Source organism: Dyella sp. LX-66, assembly GCF_018599165.1.
In the GTDB taxonomy this organism is placed as follows: domain Bacteria; phylum Pseudomonadota; class Gammaproteobacteria; order Xanthomonadales; family Rhodanobacteraceae; genus Dyella_D; species Dyella_D marensis.
The window spans coordinates 94,720-111,305 of the sequence record NZ_JAHFVJ010000002.1 but is presented as its reverse complement, the minus strand read 5'-3'; the positions used below and the strand labels follow the sequence as shown (position 1 = coordinate 111,305).

Sequence of the window (16,586 nt, the reverse complement as noted above, 5' to 3'; positions counted from 1 at the left end):
ATCGATCGATATCGTTACTGGATTCCGGCCTACGCCGGAATGACGAGAGTGTGGGTCAGCGGCAAGCGGGCAATTTGAGCGTCTGCCCCGGCTTGATGTGCTGCTGCCTGATGCCGTTGAGCTGGGCCACTTCCTGCACGTCCGAGCAGCCGAGCTTGCGCACGATGCCGGCCAGGGTGTCGCCGCGCTTCACCGTATAGCTGCGCGATTTCGACGGCGCCGAACGCGACGGCGACGGATCCGGCGTGGAAGCCACCACCGGCACCACCGCGGTATGCAGGTCGTTGGCCAGGATCGGCCAGGGGCCGTCCGCGCAGCGCGCCGCATAGGAGGGCTCGATCAGCTTCGGCACCACCAGCTTGGTGCCCTGCGGCAGCGCCGCCTGCGGATCGACGCGCGGATTGAGATTGCGCAAGGTGCGGAACCAGCCGCTCTCCATGCCGCCGGCCGAACCCAGGCACACGGTGAGTTCGCTCAGCGAGGCCGGCCGCTTCAGCACCACGCTGCCCGGCACGCCGTCGACCTTGGGGAAGCGCAGGTTGTAGCTGTCCGGATGCAGGAACAGCCACGCGGCCGCCAGTACCGCCGGCACGTAGTCGCGGGTTTCCTGCGACAACTGGTTGTAGATGCGCGGGTCGTAGAAGCTCACCGAGGTATCGTCGCCGACCAGGCGGCGCATGCGGCCTTCGCCGCCGTTGTAGGCGGCCAGCGTCACTTCGAGGTTGTTGTTGAAGATGCCGAGCTGCTCGTCCAGGTATTCGGCATTGGCGCGCGCGGCCAGCGCCGGATCGAAGCGCTCGTCGAAGCCGCCGTCGCTGCTGAGGCCGAAGCGCAGGCCGGTCGCGTACATGAACTGCAGCGGGCCTGCCGCGCCGGAGCGCGACACCGCATGCACCTTGCCGCCGGATTCCTTGGCCATGATGCCGAACAGCACCGCCTCGGGCAGGTCGCGGCTCTGGTAGGCCGGCCACATCTGGTAGCGCATGTACTGGTAGTTGACGTAGGCGTCCATCAGGTTGGAGCGCCACTGGGTCAGCCACATCTCCAGCGCCGCCTTCACCGGGCCGTTCATGGCGATCAGCTCCGACAGCTTCTGGCCGTGCAGCAGGGTCACGCTGCGCTGCGCCTGCGGCAGGCTGGCGGCGCCGGTTTTGCCGGCGCTGGCGGTGCCTTCGGGGGTCTGCTCGCCGCTGACTTCCACGTCGTCGCCGAGCGAGAAGCTGCCGTCCTTCAGGCGCAGCAGGCGGTCGTACACGGCGAAGAAGCGCTGCGGATCGCAGCCCGGGCTGCTGCCGCACTGCGCCGAGGCGCGCTTGAGCTGCTCCAGCGAGGTGGACAGCGTCTGCTGCGAAGCCTGCGCGTCGCCGGCGCGCGCCTGCTGCAGCGCCGTGTCGTAGCCCTTGCTGGCCTGGTCCAGCTGCGCGTACAGCGCATTCACCTGGGCCGAGGGCGCCGCCGCCTTGGTGCCGCCGCCGCTCGCGCAGGCGCTCAGCGCGGCCAGTGCCGCGAACAGGGGAAGCAGGCGCAGGGAGCGCGCGGAAGCAGTTGACGGCATGAGGAAAGTCGCGTGTCGAAAGCGACGACAATAGCCGCCGCCCGCATCCGGCTCAACTGATCAGCGCCTGTCCGCACGCGGCTACAATCGCGGCGCCACTCTCGGACGGATCCTCATGACTGACATCTTCATCGGCCGCAACGACAGCGCCACCGTCAACCTCGACCCGCATTACGGCAACCGGCACGGCATGATCGCCGGCGCCACCGGCACCGGCAAATCGGTCTCGCTGATGGTGCTGGCCGAAGGTTTCTCGCGCCTGGGCGTGCCCTGCTTCCTGGCCGACGCCAAGGGCGACCTCGCGGGCCTGGCCATGGCCGCCGGTGAGCCGGGCGACAAGCTCAAAGCGCGCCTGGCCAAGCTCGACCTGAAGGACTGGAAGCCGCAGGCCAATCCGGTGATCTTCTGGGACATCTACGGCAAGCTCGGCCACCCCGTGCGCGCCACCATCAGCGAGATGGGCCCCACCCTGCTCGGCCGCATCCTGGAATTGAACGACACCCAGGAAGGTGTGCTCGAAGTCGTTTTCAAAGTGGCCGACGACAACGGCTGGCTGCTGCTGGACCTGGCCGACCTGCGCGCCCTGCTCGGCTTCGCCGCCGAACATGCCAAGGACATCTCCACCCAGTACGGCCTGATCAGCACGCAGAGCATCGCCGCGATCCAGCGCGCGGTGCTGAAGCTGGAACAGGACGGCGCCGACCAGTTCTTCGGCGAGCCGGCGCTGGAGCTGGCCGACCTGATGCGCCAGGACATGAGCGGCCGCGGCGTGATCAACGTGCTGGCAGCCGACCAGCTGATCCTCAAACCCCGCCTGTATTCCACCTTCCTGCTGTGGCTGCTGTCGGAGCTGTTCGAGCAGCTGCCGGAAGTGGGCGACCTGGACCAACCGAAGATGGTGTTCTTCTTCGACGAGGCGCACCTGCTGTTCGACGACGCCCCGGCCGCGCTGCTGCAGCGGGTGGAACAGGTGGTGCGGCTGATCCGCTCCAAGGGCGTGGGCGTGTATTTCTGCTCGCAGAATCCGGACGACGTGCCCGGCAATATCCTCGGCCAGCTCGGCAACCGCGTGCAGCACGCGCTGCGCGCGTTCACGCCGCGCGACCAGAAAGCGGTGAAGGCCGCGGCCGAAACCTTCGCGCCGAATCCGAAGCTCGACGTCACCGACGCCATCACCAAGCTCGCCGTCGGCGAGGCGCTGGCGTCCACCCTGCGCGACGGCGGCGTGCCCTCGCCGGTGGAACAGGTACTGGTGGCCTCGCCCACCGCGCGCATCGGCGCGATCACCGAGGCCGAGCGCGCCACGGTGCGCCAGCGTTCGCCGGTCGGCGCCAAGTACGACACCGCGGTGAACCGCGAGTCGGCAGCCGAGATGCTGGCGGCGCGCGCGGGCGAGAAGGTCGCTTCCGCCGCGCCGGCCGGCAAGGGCGCACCCGCCGCGGCGGAAGGCCCCGGCTGGGGCGATGCCGTGCGCGACGTGCTGCTGGGCAACGGCCGCCGCCAGGGCGTGATCGAGGCGATGGCGAAGTCGGCCACGCGCAGCATCGGCTCGCGGCTGGGCACGCAGATCGTGCGCGGCGTGCTGGGCAGCATCTTCGGCGGCAAGCGCTAAGCCGATGCCGAAGATCGCCACGGTCGCCGCGGACAAACCCTTCGCCGAACGCCTGCCCGCGGCGTTCGCCTATCCGCTGCGCGGCGCCGCGCTGGCCAGTTGCGTGGGGCTGGCGCTGGTGCACTACGTCGGCCTGCTGCCGTCGCTGCTCGGCGGTATCGGCACGCTGGCGGTGTGGGCGGCGACGTGGCGCTATGCCGCCGACTGCATGCTGCATACCGCCAACGGTTTCGCCGATCCGCCGGATGTCAGCCTGGGCGGCAATGAATCCTCCGGCTGGGCGCTGACCGCGATCCATTTCCTGCTGGCCGCGCTGTGCGTGCTCGCGGCGGTGTTCTTTCCGCACGCGCTGTGGCCGATCCTGCTGGTGTCCGCGCTGATCCTGCCGGCGATCGACATGACGCTGGCCTTCGAGGGCAATCTGGCCGATGCGCTCAATCCGCTGCAGATGCTGCGCGTGATCGGCGGTTTCGGCCTGGCTTATCTGATCCCGGTGGCGATCAACCTGATCGTGGCCGTGCTGATCGTGCTCGCCGCGGCCGCCACCGGCTGGCTGCCGCGGCTGCTCGCGCTGCCGCTGTATTCGTTCGCCTACACCTATCTGATCGTGCTCGGCTTCCATCTGATGGGCGCGATGATCCACGAGCGGCACGAGCAGTTCGGCATGGCGCCCGAGGCCGAGCGCCTGGTCGCCGCGAGCGGCCAGGACGAGGACAGCCGCCTGCTCGCCGCCGTGCAGCAGCGCGCCGCGGAACAGCCGCGCGCCGCCATCGACATGCTGGTGGGCCGCCTGCAGGACCGCAGCGCGCCGGCCTCGCTGCACCTGGCCTATCGCCAGCTGCTGCGCCAGGAAGGCCTGCGCGAGGCCTTGCTGGTGCACGGGCAGATCTGGACCGCCGCCCTGCTCGCCAACAACGAAGGCAAGCGCGCGCTTGGCCTGGTGCAGGAATGCATGGAGATCGATCCGGCCTTCCTGCCCGACGACCCGGCCACCGCCGCCCCGCTGGCCGAACTGGCCGCGCGCATGGGCATGAGCCGGCTCGCGGTGAAGCTGTGCAAAGGCTATCTTTCGAAATGGCCGCGCACGCCGGAAGCACCGCGCATCGGCCTGCTCGCCGCGCAGCAGCTCGGCCTGCGGCTGGACCAGCCTGCCGAAGCGCTGGTGCTGCTGCGCAAGCTCGCCGCCGCATTTCCGGATCACCCGGTGCACGCGGAGCTGCTCGCCCTGGAACGACAACTGCTGGATACCCCTCAAGCCCGATGAGCCGCTGGCGCCCACCTTCCCCTTCCTCGACCGCGATCATCACCCGCGAAGGCTTCGAGAAGCTCAAATCCGAACTCGATCACCTCTGGCACACGCTGCGGCCGGAAGTGGTGAAGGCGCTCGCCGCCGCCGCCGCCGAGGGCGACCGCTCGGAGAATGCCGAATACACCTACCGCAAGAAGCAGCTCGGCGAGATCGATCGCCGCGTGCGTTATCTGAGCAAGCGGATTCCCGCGCTGAAGGTGGCGGAAGGCGCACCGGCGGATCGCGGCGTGGTGTTCTTCGGCGCGCGCATCGAGCTGGAGAACGTGGACAGCGGGGAGACGGTGGTCTACCGCATCGTCGGCCCCGACGAGACCGACGCGAAAGCCGGCTGGATCAGCATCGATTCGCCGATGGCGCGGGCGGCGCTGAAGAAGCGCGTGGACGACGAGTTCGACGCGGAGCTGCCGGGCGGGCGTACGCGGTTTGCGATTGTGTCGGTGGAGTACTGAGCGCGCCGCGAGGGCGCGCTCAGGTGCCGCGACTGGATTACTTCGCGCCTTCGCTCATCTGCGCCGCAATCTGCTGCTGGTGCGACTCGAAGAACGTCACGTTGGCCGGATTCACCTTCGACTGGTCGATGGTCTTGGCCAGGTTGGGATCGCTGCGCGCCTGCACCGCCAGCGCCGCATTCATCAGCGCGAGATTGGCCAGCAGGAATTCCTTGGGCGTGAAGCCGTGCTTCTGCACCAGCGGCGCGAGCTTGCTGTCGCCGCCGACCGCGTAATTGGCCAGATCGTCCAGGTTGCGCACCTTGGTGGGATCGGGCGCCGGCTGTGGGTGGATGTTCTGCGCACGCGCTTCCTTGGTCACCGCCATCAGGCGGCCGAGCACGTCTTCGTTGAGCGTGTAGTTCCTGATCGCCAGCTGGTCGGCGGCCGGCAGTTCGGGACCGCTCGCGTTCGCCTGTGACTGGCCGGACTGCCCGGACTGGCGCTGCGGCGCCGCTTGCGGCTGCGGTGCGGCTTGCGGGCGGGGGCTGGCCTGCGCCGCGGCCGACAGCGGCGACAGCGCGGCGGCGCCCATCATCGAGAGCGCGAACAGCCAGCGCATGGAGGCGCCGCGGCGGCGGGCGTGGTGCTGAGTCATGCGAGATCTCCTGGTGGCATGAACGCCTCACCCTACGGATAAAGGATGAACCTCACCTGCCCAGGCGGGCTGAGCAAGATTGAATTTCCGACGCCGGGAAAGGGGTTCCCGGCTCTCAATGCGCCTGCAATTGCTGCAGCACCTGGTTGTGATCCGCCTCGATCTGCCGCAGCCGCGCATCGCGCGCCGCGTCGCTGACCCAGCGCCCATGCTGGGCCTGCTGCCGCTGCAAGGTGTATTCCATGTCCGAGAACGGACGCAGCACCAGGCTGTTGGCGGGCACGAAGCCGGCAAGATCGGGAATGCGCGCCAGATTGTCGCGCTCGCGTTCGCCCGCGGCGCCGCCGCCCTTGCCGTAGCCCAGCATGAAATCGGTGAGCTGCTTGCGCAGCTTCGGCTCCATGCCCGCGCGCACCACCAGCACGCCGGAGGGAATCAGGCTGGAGCGCCAGATCACCTTCAGCTGCGCGGCCTGTTCGGGAAAATTGCGGCGGAACAGATCCAGGTCCGGATTGTTGCCGCTGGACACATCCACTTCGCCGTTGACCACGGCCAGCGCGTTGTTCTGGTGGTTGCCCACGCGCACGCGGGCGAAGAAGGTGTCCGAATTGAGTCCGCGCGGCGCGAACACCTCGGCCTCGGGCGCGACATAGCCGGTCACCGACAGAGGCTCGCCGCGCGCATAGCGCCAGCGGCCAGGGTGCGCCAGCAGGCTGGTCAGGTCGCGGATCGGGCCATCGGCGCGCACCACCAGCAAGGCTACGTTGCCCTTGGCGCCGTCGCTGCGCTCGAACTGCGCGAAGACGCTCATCTGCTGGCGCAGCACCGCTTCGATGGCCAGCCGGCCGGACAGGAAGGCGATATCCACGCGCTGGTCGCCGATCGCGCCGGAAAGGCCGGCGTAACTGCTCACCGAGACGGTGGTGATCGGATGGCCCAGTCGTTTCTCCAGGTCGGCCAGCAGCGGACGCCACTGTTCGCGCGATTCCGCCGCACTGCCGATCGGCAGGATGCCGAAGCGGATCGGCTCGGCCGGCACGGCCTCCGCCGCCAGCGCGGCGAGCGGCAGCCAGCAGGCCAGTCCCAGCAGCCAAGACCCGATCCAGCGCCAACGCCCCGACGTTCCGGCCGCCATAAGAACCGCCCCCGATTTGCCCCGGCGTTTATATAGCCGCGAAGGCCCTGCGTCGGCAATTGCCGCGACAGTTCATGACAGCGGGGACGTGACGGCCGACACCGGCGGCGGATAGCGGCGCCCGTGGCGCAGGGGCTGGTAACACTCGGCGCGGCGATGAAAAACCTCGCTGCCATTGTCCGGATGCCAGCCTGGAATGCCGGACAGGGGCAGCGGGCGCAGCTCGAGCGGGTCGCGCAGCAGCGTGCCGTCCGCGATGCCGGCGGCGCAGCGCTGCGCCAGCGCGGCCTCGCCCTGCTCGCCGCAGGCAAACACCAGGGCCTTGCCCACCAGCAGCTTGCCGTCGGTCAGCGCGTGCTCCAGCAGGGCATGGCCGAACACCTCGGCATGGATCGAACCGTCCAGCCAGGCCTCGCGGCGGCGCCAGAACAGGCCGTGCCAGTCGTGCGCGTCCCATAGCGCCAGCAGCGAAGGGTCGCGCACGGCGACCAGCACGCCGGCTTCGTCGAAATGAGTGAGCGCGTACTGCGGTCGCGAACGCGTGCTCGGCCCCATCTGCGCGACCCCGGCCACCTGCTGCGCATTCAGCGCGCGCTTGATCGCCGGATAGCGCAGCCAGGCCAGCGCATTGAACAGGTCGTGCCAGTTGGCGGCGCGCGTGGCGATGGCGCCCTGCGCGTGGATGCGCTGCTCGTAGTGCAGGCCGTCGTCCAGCACGGCGCGCGTCTGCGCCACGAAGCGTTCGCGCTGCTGCGGCGGCAGCAGCGCATCGAGCCGGGCGACGTCGGGCCAGTCAGGCCCGCACAACAGATCGGCGTACTCGCTCCAGGCCGCCAGCGGCGGCCGCTGGAACACGGCCGGATCGACCGAGCCGCGCGCGGGCGCCACGTAGCGCATGGGGAATCAGCCGGCGAGGCGCGCGTGCAGGTCGTGCTCGTCGGCGGCTTCGACCACCACGTCGACGAACTGGCCCGGCTTCAGCGGCTGGCCCGGCTTCGCCGGATCGAGCGCGATGCGCACCAGGCCGTCGATCTCCGGCGCGTCGGCGGCGGAACGTGCGACCGCGCCATGCGCGTCGGCCTCGTCCACCAGCACCCGGATGGTGCGGCCGATCTTGCGCTGCAGCTTGGCCGCCGAGATCTCCGCCTGCACCGCCATGAACTGCTCCAGGCGGTCTTCCTTCAATTCCTCGGACACCGCGCCCGGCAGCTCGTTGGCCTTGGCGCCGTCCACCGGCGAATAGGCGAAGGCGCCGACGCGGTCCAGTTCCGCCTCGCGCAGGAAGTCCAGCAGCTCTTCGAATTCGGCGTCGGTCTCGCCGGGGAAGCCGACGATAAAGGTGCTGCGGATGGTCAGGTCCGGCACCGCCTTGCGCCAGTTGCGCACGCGTTCCAGCGTCTTGTCGATGTTGCCCGGGCGCTTCATCAGCTTGAGGATGCGCGGGCTGGCGTGCTGAAACGGGATGTCCAGGTACGGCAGCAGCTTGCCGTCCGCCATCAGCTGCATCACTTCGTCCACGTGCGGATACGGGTAGACGTAGTGCAGGCGCGTCCACACGCCCAGCTCCGACAGGCCTTCGCACAGCTCGGTCATGCGCGTGCGGTAGCTCTTGTCGCGCCACTGGCGCTCGGCATACTTCAGGTCCACGCCGTAGGCGCTGGTGTCCTGCGAGATCACCAGCAGTTCCTTCACGCCGCCCTTCACCAGGCGCTCGGCTTCGAGCAGCACTTCGTCGACCGGACGCGACACCAGGTCGCCGCGCATCGAGGGGATGATGCAGAAGCTGCAACGATGATTGCAGCCTTCGGAAATCTTCAGGTACGCGTAGTGCTTCGGCGTGAGCTTGATACCCGTGTCCGGAATGATGTCCAACAGCGGATTGCGCTTCGGCGGCAAGGTCGCGTGCACCGCGTTCATCACGCTGGCGTAGTCCTGCGGACCGGTGATCGCCAGCACGTCCGGATAGGCCTCGCGGATCAGCTCCGAGCGCTTGCCCAGGCAGCCGGTGACGATGACCTTGCCGTTCTCGTGCAGCGCCTCGCCGATCGCATCCAGCGACTCCTGCACCGCCGCGTCGATAAAGCCGCAGGTGTTGACCACCACCGCGTCGGCCGCGCCGTAGCTGGGCACGATCTCGTAGCCTTCGACCTTGAGCTGGGTAAGGATGCGCTCGGAATCGACCAGGGCCTTGGGGCAGCCGAGGCTGACGAAACCGATCTTCTGGGTGGCCTGGGACATGACCTGGGGACCGTTAAGAGGTTGGCAAACCGGGAATTATAGCTGAACCCGCCTGCCCCGTCCGGGCCGGCGCCCCGCTCAGGATTTCCATTCCTCGGTAAAGGCATAGCGCGTGGGCCGCAGCGACATGTACTGCACCACGCGCGGGCGCTGCGCCCGGTTCGGGCTGCTGCCGTGGGGCAGCAGGTGGTGCCAGATGACCATGTCGCCGCGGTTCGCGGCGATCGGCTGCATGGTCAGGGTGCGGCGCGCATGGTCGTTCGGATTCACGCCGGCCGGAACCGTTTTCAGCCACTGCTTCAGCTCGCGATGGAAGCCCGGCACGCAGCTGAAGGCGCCCTGGTCGGGCGCCACGTCGGCGAGATACAGGATGCCCTGCAGTTCCAGGTGGTGCGGTTCGGCGAGCGTGGAATCCCAGTGCAGATGCGGGCCGGGAAACATCCATTCGGGGCGCTCGGGCGGATTGAAGCCGACCTGGTCGACGGTGACCCACAGATCCTCGCGCCCCCACAGCTGCGCATGCGCCTTGTGGATGCGCGGCGAACGACGGTTCGCCACCACCGCCGGATGGTGCAGCAGCGGCACCCAGATCGAGTGGCCGAGCGATTGGCGGTACCAGGACTCCGGGTCGTCGCGATCCATGCCGAGAAAATCGTAGATGGCCGCTTCGGTGCTTTGCGCCGCTTCCGGCGCGATGGCGTTGCGCAGGATCACGTAGCCGTGTTCGTCCCAATGCGCGAGGTCGTCGGCGCTCAAGCCTTCGACGTCGTCGAGATCGCCGACTTCCGAACCGACCGCCTCGCCTGCCAATGCACGCCGCAGGCGACACAGCGCCGCTTCGTCCAGCCCGCCGCCATGGCGCTCGCCGATCCAGGCTTCGAACTGCGCGAAGCCCGGCTTGTGCTGGTGCAGATAACGCAGGGTTTCCAGCACGTTGAGGCGCAGGCCTGCAAGCAGGGTTCTCACTACGTCCTGCGGCAGCGGCGCCACCGAACCCGGCGCGCACTGGCACGCCCAGTACGTGTGCAACTGCTCGATACCCAGGCCCGCCGCTGTCTCGCTCATCGTGCCCCCCGACACTTCAAAGATGTTTCCGCTGCGCCGCGGCGCTTCAATAATCGCGGATATCCAGCGTGATGAAGCAGCGCGCGCTATAGCCCGGCCCGCCCGACGGCCAGGCCAGCTGGGCCAGCAGGCGGTCGCCGCCCGGCCAGGGCTGGTTGTCCAGCAGCGCTTCGGCCAGCACCGCGCCGTCGTCGGCGCGGCGGTAGAACAGGCGGATCCAGTGCAGCTCGCCGCTCAGCGATTCGTTGCGCAGCGCTTCCTGCAAGCCTTGCAGCAGGCCATCCGGAGCGGCCACGTCGTCGCGGCTCATCGCCAGCGGGCCGACGAAGATGTCCCAGCTGCGCAGGCCCAGTTCCCAGTTCTGCAATTGCATGCGCCGGTCGTCGGTGACGTACCAGCACGAGGCCAGCAGGACGTACAAGGCATTGCGCTCGAACGCCTTCAGCGCATCGCACATGCCCGCGTCGCCGCGGCCCTGGCCGGCGAAGCTTTCCTCGATATGGCGCTCTTCGCTGATCACCACGTCGACGTCGAGCCGGCCCGGCGCGTCGCCCGCGCCCTCGTGCCAGGTGGCGCGGATGGCCGGGAAATCGCCGTCGGTGACCAGCCATTCCTCGTCCAGCTCGAGTTCCACCTCGTGGCGCTCGAACAGGCGCAGCAGATCGGTTTGCACGGATTGGCCGTTCATCGAAACATCCTGGGAAATAAGCCGCACTAGCCTCTCATAAATGCACGGCCGCTCCCATCCGCCTAAACTCGGTGCTTTGCCGCAGCGAGAATGCAGCATGGGTCAAGACATCAACCTTCCCACCTCCGGCACCCAGTGCATCGGCGCCTACCTGGCCAAGCCCGAGGGCAAGCCCAAAGGCGGCATCGTGGTGATCCAGGAAATCTTCGGCGTGAACGCGCACATCCGCAGCGTCGCCGACCGTCTCGCCGCGGTGGGCTACATCGCCGTGGCGCCACATTTCTTCGACTACCTGGAGAGCGGCGTGGAGATGGACTACAACGCCGACACCATGGCGCGCGGCAAGGCGCTGGTGAACGAGCTGGGCATGGATCGCGCGGTCGAGGCCGTGGGCAGCGCGGCCGAATCGATCGCTTCCGCCGGCAACATCGGCACCGTGGGTTTCTGCTGGGGCGGCACGGTGGCGCTGCTGGCGGCGATCCGGCTGGGGCTGCCGTCGGTGAGCTATTACGGTTCGCGCAACCTGCCCTATCTCGACCAGCCGCTGCGGGCGCCGGTGATGTTCCACTTCGGCGAACTCGACAAGAGCATCCCGCCGGAGATGGTCGCCAGGCATCGCGAGAAACTGCCGCAGATGGAGATCTACACCTACCCGGCCGACCACGCCTTCAACCGCGACATCGGCGCGCAATACCACGAGCCCAGCGCGACGCTGGCCTGGGACCGCAGCATGGGTTTCTTCGCGCACGAACTGGCCGGCGCATGAGCGGGCACTTCGCGCTGGACGGCCGCCTCGCCGCCGACACCCGCCACGTCGCCAGTCTGCCGCTGTGCGAAGTGCTGCTGATGAACGACGCGCGCTTCGCCTGGCTGGTGCTGGTACCGCGCAAGGCCGGCATGGTGGAGATCGCGGACCTGGCGGACGCCGAGCAGCTCACGCTGTGGAGCGAAGTGAATCAGGCGGCGGTTGCGCTGCGCCGTTGCGCGCCTTGCGACAAGCTCAATCTGGGTGCGCTGGGCAATATCGTGCGGCAGCTGCACGTGCACGTGGTGGCGCGGCGCGAAGGCGATGCGGCGTGGCCGGGGCCGGTGTGGGGCAGCGGTGCGGCGCAGGCGTATGCGCCGGAGGCGCTGGACGCCTTGATCGGCAGCCTGCGCGCCGCACTGGCCTAGCCGAAAACAAAAAAGCCCGCGATCGCTCGCGGGCTTCTTGCCGGACCGAAGCGCGCTTAGCGCTGCGACGGATCGTAGCCGCCGCCGCTCGCTTCCTTGCCCTTCAGCTCGTCGTTCATCTTGACCGGGGCGTGGTAGTCCTCCAGCGCGCGCGCCTTGGTCTCCACCGGGTTGATCTTCTTCAGCGTGCCGCCGTCGTCGTAGTACACGGCGAAGCCGTAATCCAGCTGCATGCGCGCCATGAATTCCAGATGCGCCTTGCGCACCTTCGACTCGTCGCTGGGGGTGAGCAGCACGGTCTTGGGCAGCTTGCCCTGGTCCTTCAGGTAGGCGAAGTGGCTGCCGGTGTCGAGCGCCGAGAGCACCGCGCCGTCGACCACGAACTGGCCGCTCTTGTAGGCCTCCACCGTGGCGTCGAACTGGCCCTGCATCTGGGCCGTCTTGATGGCCTCGTCCTTGGTGGCGCCGCGATGGCAACCGGCCAGGACCAGCATGCTGCCCAGCAGGACGGCGGCAGCGCTGCGGCTGAGTAGCGTGGATAGACGAATCATGTGCATCTCCGGCAATTCAATTCAGGTGAAGACAACGAAGCGAGTGTAGCGCCGGCCCCCTGGCCTGCACCGGCGCGGGACGACGGCCGTTCAGCTGCCGCCCCGCGCGAATTCCTGCGAATCAGGTGCGCGGCAGCGTGACGCCGAGCTGGCCCTGGTATTTGCCGCCGCGGTCGCGGTAGCTGGTCTCGCATTCCTCGTCGGATTCGAGGAACAGCATCTGCGCCACGCCTTCATTGGCATAGATCTTGGCCGGCAGCGGCGTGGTGTTGGAGAACTCCAGCGTGACGTGGCCTTCCCACTCCGGCTCCAGCGGCGTCACGTTGACGATGATGCCGCAGCGCGCGTAGGTGCTCTTGCCCAGGCAGATGGTCAGCACGCTGCGCGGGATGCGGAAGTACTCCACCGTGCGCGCCAGCGCGAACGAGTTCGGCGGGATGATGCACACGTCCGCCTCCACGTCGACGAAGCTGGTCGGGTCGAACGCCTTCGGGTCGACGATGGTGGAGTTGATATTGGTGAAGATCTTGAATTCGCGCGCGCAGCGGACGTCGTAGCCGTAGCTGGACGTGCCGTAGGAGACCAGCTTGTTGCCGTCGCGGAGCTTGATCTGGCCCGGCTCGTACGGCTCGATCATGCCCTTCTGCTCGGCCATGCGCCGGATCCACTTGTCGGATTTGATGCTCACTCGGACTCCCGTTGCGATCTGCTGGTCCGGCCCCGCGCGAACGCCGGGCCGAAAGCGGAAAAACATAGCGGATCGCCCTGGGTCCCGCCAGTCGCGACCATGGGAGGACCGCGGCACCGGGGGCGGGGGCGGCCGCCTCGATCGCCGCTACGCACGAGGCCGATTATCGTCAGCCAGCCGCAAGCCACGCAGGACAAACCACTGATTCGAAGAGATTTTCAGAACAGACCAATTGAGTCCAAGGCTGAGCGCCGGCTAAATCCGCCCTGCCCGCGCCCGTCAACACGCCCTCCGGCCTCCCGTTCTCCGCAGCACCCGGGCCACGCTGTTCCACCATTCCAAAGAGGAGAACGTCCATGCAGCATCGCATCAGCTTCCGCCGTCTCGCGCTCGCCGGTTTCATCGCCGCCGCCTTCGGCGCCGCTGCCCACGCGCAGGAGGCACCGGTCAATCAGGACGTGCAGCGCAACGTCAACCAGCAGCAGCGCATCGAGAACGGCGTCAAGGACGGCCAGCTGACCACCCGCGAAGCCTCGCAGCTGGAACAGGGCCAGGCCCACGTCGACCGCATGGAGCAGCGCGACCTGAAGAAGGGTCCGCTGACCAGCCAGGAACAGGCGCAGATCCAGCACGCGGAGAACGTGCAGAGCCACGACGTCTACCGCGACACGCACAACAACCGCACGCAGAACCCCAACTCCGCTTCTTCGCGCCGCATGGCCAACGACGTGCAGCGCAACGTCAACCAGGAAAAGCGCATCGACCAGGGCGTGCGCAGCGGCTCGCTCAACGACAACCAGGTGGCGCACCTGCAGGGCCGCGAGGCGCACGTCGACCACGAGGAGCACAACGCCGGCGCCAACGGCCATGTGAGCCGCGGCGAGCAGCGGCATATCCAGCACACGGAGAACCGCGACAGCCGTGCGATCCACCGGCAGAAGAAGGCCGGCGGCTGATACGGATGACGGATACACGACGGGCGCCGCGAGGCGCCCGTTTTTTTTATGCGGCCAGCGCAGCGGCCAGGCGGGACAGCGCGGCGCGGATGCGTTCCACGTGGCTGGCATCGCCGAGCAGCGCTTCCACCGAACAGCCTGCGCCTGGCAACGGGAATGAAGCCGCCGCTTCGTCCAGCATGCGCGCCGACATGGTGACGAGGATCTCGCGCAACGCGTCCTGCGCGTGATGCGAACCGCGACCCGAGGCATTCCATTGCGCGACCGGCTTGTCCGGGAATTCCAGGCTGGATACCAGCCAGTCGAGCAGATTCTTGAACGGGCCCGGCACGCCGTGGGCGTATTCGGGACAGGCGATGACGATGGCGTCGCTCGCGCCGACCGCTGCACGCAGTGCGAGCACCGCGGGCGGCAGCGGTTCGACGTCGAGATCGGGATTGAACAGCGGCAGTTCGCCCATGCGTTCGAACAGCGTCAGCTCAAGCGATGCCGGAGCGAGTGCGCGGCAGGCGCGCAGCAAAGCAGTGTTGGCGGAAACGCCGCGCAGGCTGCCGCTGAGGCAGAGGATGCGCAAGCTCAATGCCACCGGCCGGCGTAGGTTGGGGTGAGCGCAGCGAACCCCCACAGCCCCCGCCCGCCGGGGCCCAGGTGGGGGGGGGGGGGGGCCCCCCCACCCGGGCGGGGGTGGGTTGGGTGGCGCGCAGCTACCCCCAACAGCCCCATACCGCGGTCGCCATGTTGGGGTTCGCTGCGCTCACCCCAACCTACGCCGTGACTGGTCATGCCGACGGTGTGCCCTGCACGATGATCTTGCCCAGCCCCAGCGACTTGTTGCGCGGCTGGCGCGACAGGCGCCCGGCGGCATTGCGCGCGATCTCGCGATAGCGCGCGGCCAGGTCGGAATCGGGAATCGCCGCGACGGTGGGCGTGCCGCTGTCGGCCTGCTCGCGGATGCGGATGTCCAGCGGCAGCGAGCCCAGATACGCCACGTGGTACTGCTCGGCCATACGCGCACCGCCGCCCTCGCCGAAGATCGGTTCCTCGTGCCCGCAGTTCGTGCACACGTGGGTGGCCATGTTCTCCACCACGCCCAGCACCGGCACCTCGACCTTCTCGAACATCTTCAGCGCCTTGCGCGCATCCAGCAGGGCGATGTCCTGCGGCGTGGTGACAATCACCGCGCCGGCCACCGGCACCTTCTGCGACAGCGTGAGCTGGATGTCGCCGGTGCCGGGCGGCAGGTCGATCACCAGGTAGTCGAGCTGCTCCCAGCGCGAGTCGTTGAGCAGCTGCATCATGGCCTGGGTGACCATGGGGCCGCGCCAGATCATCGGCGTCTCTTCGTCGACCAGGAAACCGATCGACATCGCCTGCAGGCCATGCGCCTGCAGCGGGGTGATGGTCTTGCCGTCCGGCGATTCCGGCTTGCCGCTGATGCCGAGCATGCGCGGCTGGCTGGGGCCGTAGATGTCCGCATCGAGCACGCCGACCTTGGCGCCCTCGGCGGCCAGCGCCAGCGCAAGGTTGGCGGACACGGTGGACTTGCCCACGCCGCCCTTGCCCGAAGCGACCACGATGATGTTCTTCACGTTGGGCAGCGGCGCCAGCGTGCCCTGCACCTTGTGCGCATAGATGCGGCTGCCCGCCGACACCGCGGCGGCCTCGATCGCCGGGTCCGCTTCCAGCGCCTGCTTCGCCAGCGCGGCGATCGCATCCACGGCGCCCGCGGCGGGATAACCCAGCTGCAGGTCGACGGAAACGCGCGCGCCGTCCACGCCGACGGCGCGCAGGCTGTCGGCGAGCGGTGCGCCGGTGTGGGGGTCGATCGTGTCGCCGAGGATGCGGCGTACCAGGGCTTCGCTTGCCTGCGTCATGGAAGGGATTTGCTGCGGGAGAGAGCGGCCATTATGCCAGCCCATGGCCTCATTACTGAGCTGCCGCGGCCTCGGGACCGAGCTTGCGCATTGCAGCTTGACGGGCCGGCAGGGCCTCGTCAGGCTCCGTCCATACCGTTTCGTATGGGAGGGACTGCATGAAGCCTTTGATCCGCCTCGCCACCGCCGCCGGCCTGCTCTTCGCCGCCGGTGCCGCCCTGGCCGCCAGCAACACGCCGGTAGGCACCTGGAAGACCATCGACGACAAGACCCACCAGCCCAAGTCCATCGTGGAGATCACCGAGGTCAACGGCGAGCTGCAGGGCAAGGTGCTGCATGTGCTGCAGTCCGACCATGGCCCGAACCCGAAGTGCGAGGAATGCGACGGCGCGCGCAAGGACCAGCCGATCGAAGGCATGGTGATCCTGTGGGGCGTCAAGCAGGACGGCGACGAATGGGACGGCGGCAAGATCCTCGATCCCAAGAACGGCAAGACCTACAAGGTCAAGCTGAAGATGCTGGAGAACGGCGCCAAGCTCGACGTGCACGGCTATATCGGCTTCTCGCTGATCGGGCGCAGCCAGGTGTGGGAACGCCAGGAATAAGCCGCCCGCCAGGCAACCAGAAAGCCCCGCACAAAGCGGGGCTTTTTTTTG

18 protein-coding genes are annotated in these 16,586 nt (G+C 68.2%); 7 read left to right on the top strand and 11 right to left on the bottom strand.

The features are described from left to right. Positions 1-55: 55 nt before the first annotated feature. Positions 56-1,555 (bottom strand): transglycosylase SLT domain-containing protein, encoded by a 1,500-nt coding sequence (locus KK141_RS04305; protein ID WP_214571634.1) that lies wholly within the window; start codon positions 1,553-1,555, stop codon positions 56-58. A 115-nt stretch (positions 1,556-1,670) separates the two neighbouring features. Here KK141_RS04305 and KK141_RS04300 point away from each other — a divergent pair, with 115 nt between their 5' ends. The 3 genes from KK141_RS04300 to greB are packed head-to-tail and all read left to right on the top strand — an operon-like array spanning position 1,671 to position 4,925. Beyond that, positions 1,671-3,167, top strand: coding sequence for a helicase HerA-like domain-containing protein (locus KK141_RS04300; protein ID WP_214571635.1), 1,497 nt, complete (start codon positions 1,671-1,673; stop codon positions 3,165-3,167). A gap of 4 nt (positions 3,168-3,171) precedes the next feature. Continuing rightward, positions 3,172-4,431, top strand: a complete 1,260-nt coding sequence (locus KK141_RS04295) for a hypothetical protein (protein WP_214571636.1) — start codon at positions 3,172-3,174, stop codon at positions 4,429-4,431. Next, positions 4,428-4,925 (top strand): transcription elongation factor GreB, encoded by a 498-nt coding sequence (gene greB / locus KK141_RS04290; RefSeq protein ID WP_214571637.1) that lies wholly within the window; start codon positions 4,428-4,430, stop codon positions 4,923-4,925. The genes KK141_RS04295 and greB overlap by 4 nt, the downstream gene beginning before the upstream one ends. Positions 4,926-4,962: 37 nt before the next feature. On the opposite strand, the gene KK141_RS04285 is transcribed toward greB, so the two are convergent. The 6 genes from KK141_RS04285 to KK141_RS04260 all read right to left on the bottom strand — a co-directional run bounded on the left by KK141_RS04285 (position 4,963) and on the right by KK141_RS04260 (position 10,688). After that, complete coding sequence (locus KK141_RS04285) at positions 4,963-5,562, bottom strand: hypothetical protein (protein WP_214571638.1); 600 nt, start codon at positions 5,560-5,562, stop codon at positions 4,963-4,965. A 115-nt stretch (positions 5,563-5,677) separates the two neighbouring features. Further along, the gene (phnD, locus tag KK141_RS04280) at positions 5,678-6,697 is read right to left on the bottom strand and encodes a phosphate/phosphite/phosphonate ABC transporter substrate-binding protein (protein ID WP_214571639.1); all 1,020 of its coding nucleotides are present in this window, start codon (positions 6,695-6,697) and stop codon (positions 5,678-5,680) included. Between the two features lie 72 nt (positions 6,698-6,769). Then, positions 6,770-7,594: a DUF3025 domain-containing protein gene (locus KK141_RS04275; protein ID WP_214571640.1), complete on the bottom strand. Its 825-nt coding sequence runs from the start codon at positions 7,592-7,594 to the stop codon at positions 6,770-6,772. Between the two features lie 6 nt (positions 7,595-7,600). Further along, positions 7,601-8,935: a 30S ribosomal protein S12 methylthiotransferase RimO gene (rimO, locus tag KK141_RS04270; protein WP_214571641.1), complete on the bottom strand. Its 1,335-nt coding sequence runs from the start codon at positions 8,933-8,935 to the stop codon at positions 7,601-7,603. Positions 8,936-9,013: 78 nt separating this feature from the next. Beyond that, complete coding sequence (locus KK141_RS04265) at positions 9,014-10,000, bottom strand: phytanoyl-CoA dioxygenase family protein (protein ID WP_214571642.1); 987 nt, start codon at positions 9,998-10,000, stop codon at positions 9,014-9,016. Positions 10,001-10,046: 46 nt separating this feature from the next. Then, positions 10,047-10,688, bottom strand: a complete 642-nt coding sequence (locus KK141_RS04260; RefSeq protein WP_214571643.1) for a DUF6348 family protein — start codon at positions 10,686-10,688, stop codon at positions 10,047-10,049. A 97-nt stretch (positions 10,689-10,785) separates the two neighbouring features. Here KK141_RS04260 and KK141_RS04255 point away from each other — a divergent pair, with 97 nt between their 5' ends. Together KK141_RS04255 and KK141_RS04250 are read left to right on the top strand one after the other, a co-directional pair. Further along, a complete protein-coding gene (locus KK141_RS04255) occupies positions 10,786-11,454 on the top strand; it encodes a dienelactone hydrolase family protein (RefSeq protein ID WP_214571644.1) in 669 nt (222 codons plus the stop codon). Beyond that, positions 11,451-11,861 carry an HIT family protein gene (locus tag KK141_RS04250; RefSeq protein ID WP_214571645.1) on the top strand — a complete coding sequence of 137 codons (411 nt, stop codon included), beginning with the start codon at positions 11,451-11,453 and terminating at the stop codon, positions 11,859-11,861. Before KK141_RS04255 ends, KK141_RS04250 begins: the two co-directional genes overlap by 4 nt. Before the next feature lie 56 nt (positions 11,862-11,917). Here the strand turns inward: KK141_RS04250 and KK141_RS04245 are convergent, their stop codons facing one another. Both KK141_RS04245 and dcd read right to left on the bottom strand, forming a co-directional pair. Further along, positions 11,918-12,412, bottom strand: a complete 495-nt coding sequence (locus tag KK141_RS04245; RefSeq protein ID WP_167255827.1) for a hypothetical protein — start codon at positions 12,410-12,412, stop codon at positions 11,918-11,920. A 121-nt stretch (positions 12,413-12,533) separates the two neighbouring features. Beyond that, a complete protein-coding gene (dcd, locus tag KK141_RS04240) occupies positions 12,534-13,100 on the bottom strand; it encodes a dCTP deaminase (RefSeq protein WP_167255829.1) in 567 nt (188 codons plus the stop codon). 356 nt (positions 13,101-13,456) lie between these two features. On the opposite strand from dcd, the gene KK141_RS04235 reads away from it, so the two are divergent. Beyond that, positions 13,457-14,056, top strand: a complete 600-nt coding sequence (locus tag KK141_RS04235) for a hypothetical protein (RefSeq protein WP_214571646.1) — start codon at positions 13,457-13,459, stop codon at positions 14,054-14,056. Positions 14,057-14,102: 46 nt separating this feature from the next. Here KK141_RS04235 and KK141_RS04230 read toward each other — a convergent pair whose 3' ends face one another. Next, positions 14,103-14,630 carry an NADPH-dependent FMN reductase gene (locus KK141_RS04230; RefSeq protein ID WP_250901560.1) on the bottom strand — a complete coding sequence of 176 codons (528 nt, stop codon included), beginning with the start codon at positions 14,628-14,630 and terminating at the stop codon, positions 14,103-14,105. A 205-nt stretch (positions 14,631-14,835) separates the two neighbouring features. Continuing rightward, a complete protein-coding gene (gene apbC, locus KK141_RS04225; RefSeq protein WP_214571648.1) occupies positions 14,836-15,930 on the bottom strand; it encodes an iron-sulfur cluster carrier protein ApbC in 1,095 nt (364 codons plus the stop codon). 158 nt (positions 15,931-16,088) lie between these two features. On the opposite strand from apbC, the gene KK141_RS04220 reads away from it, so the two are divergent. Beyond that, positions 16,089-16,535 carry a DUF2147 domain-containing protein gene (locus KK141_RS04220; RefSeq protein WP_214571649.1) on the top strand — a complete coding sequence of 149 codons (447 nt, stop codon included), beginning with the start codon at positions 16,089-16,091 and terminating at the stop codon, positions 16,533-16,535. The last annotated feature ends 51 nt before the right edge of the window (positions 16,536-16,586 follow it).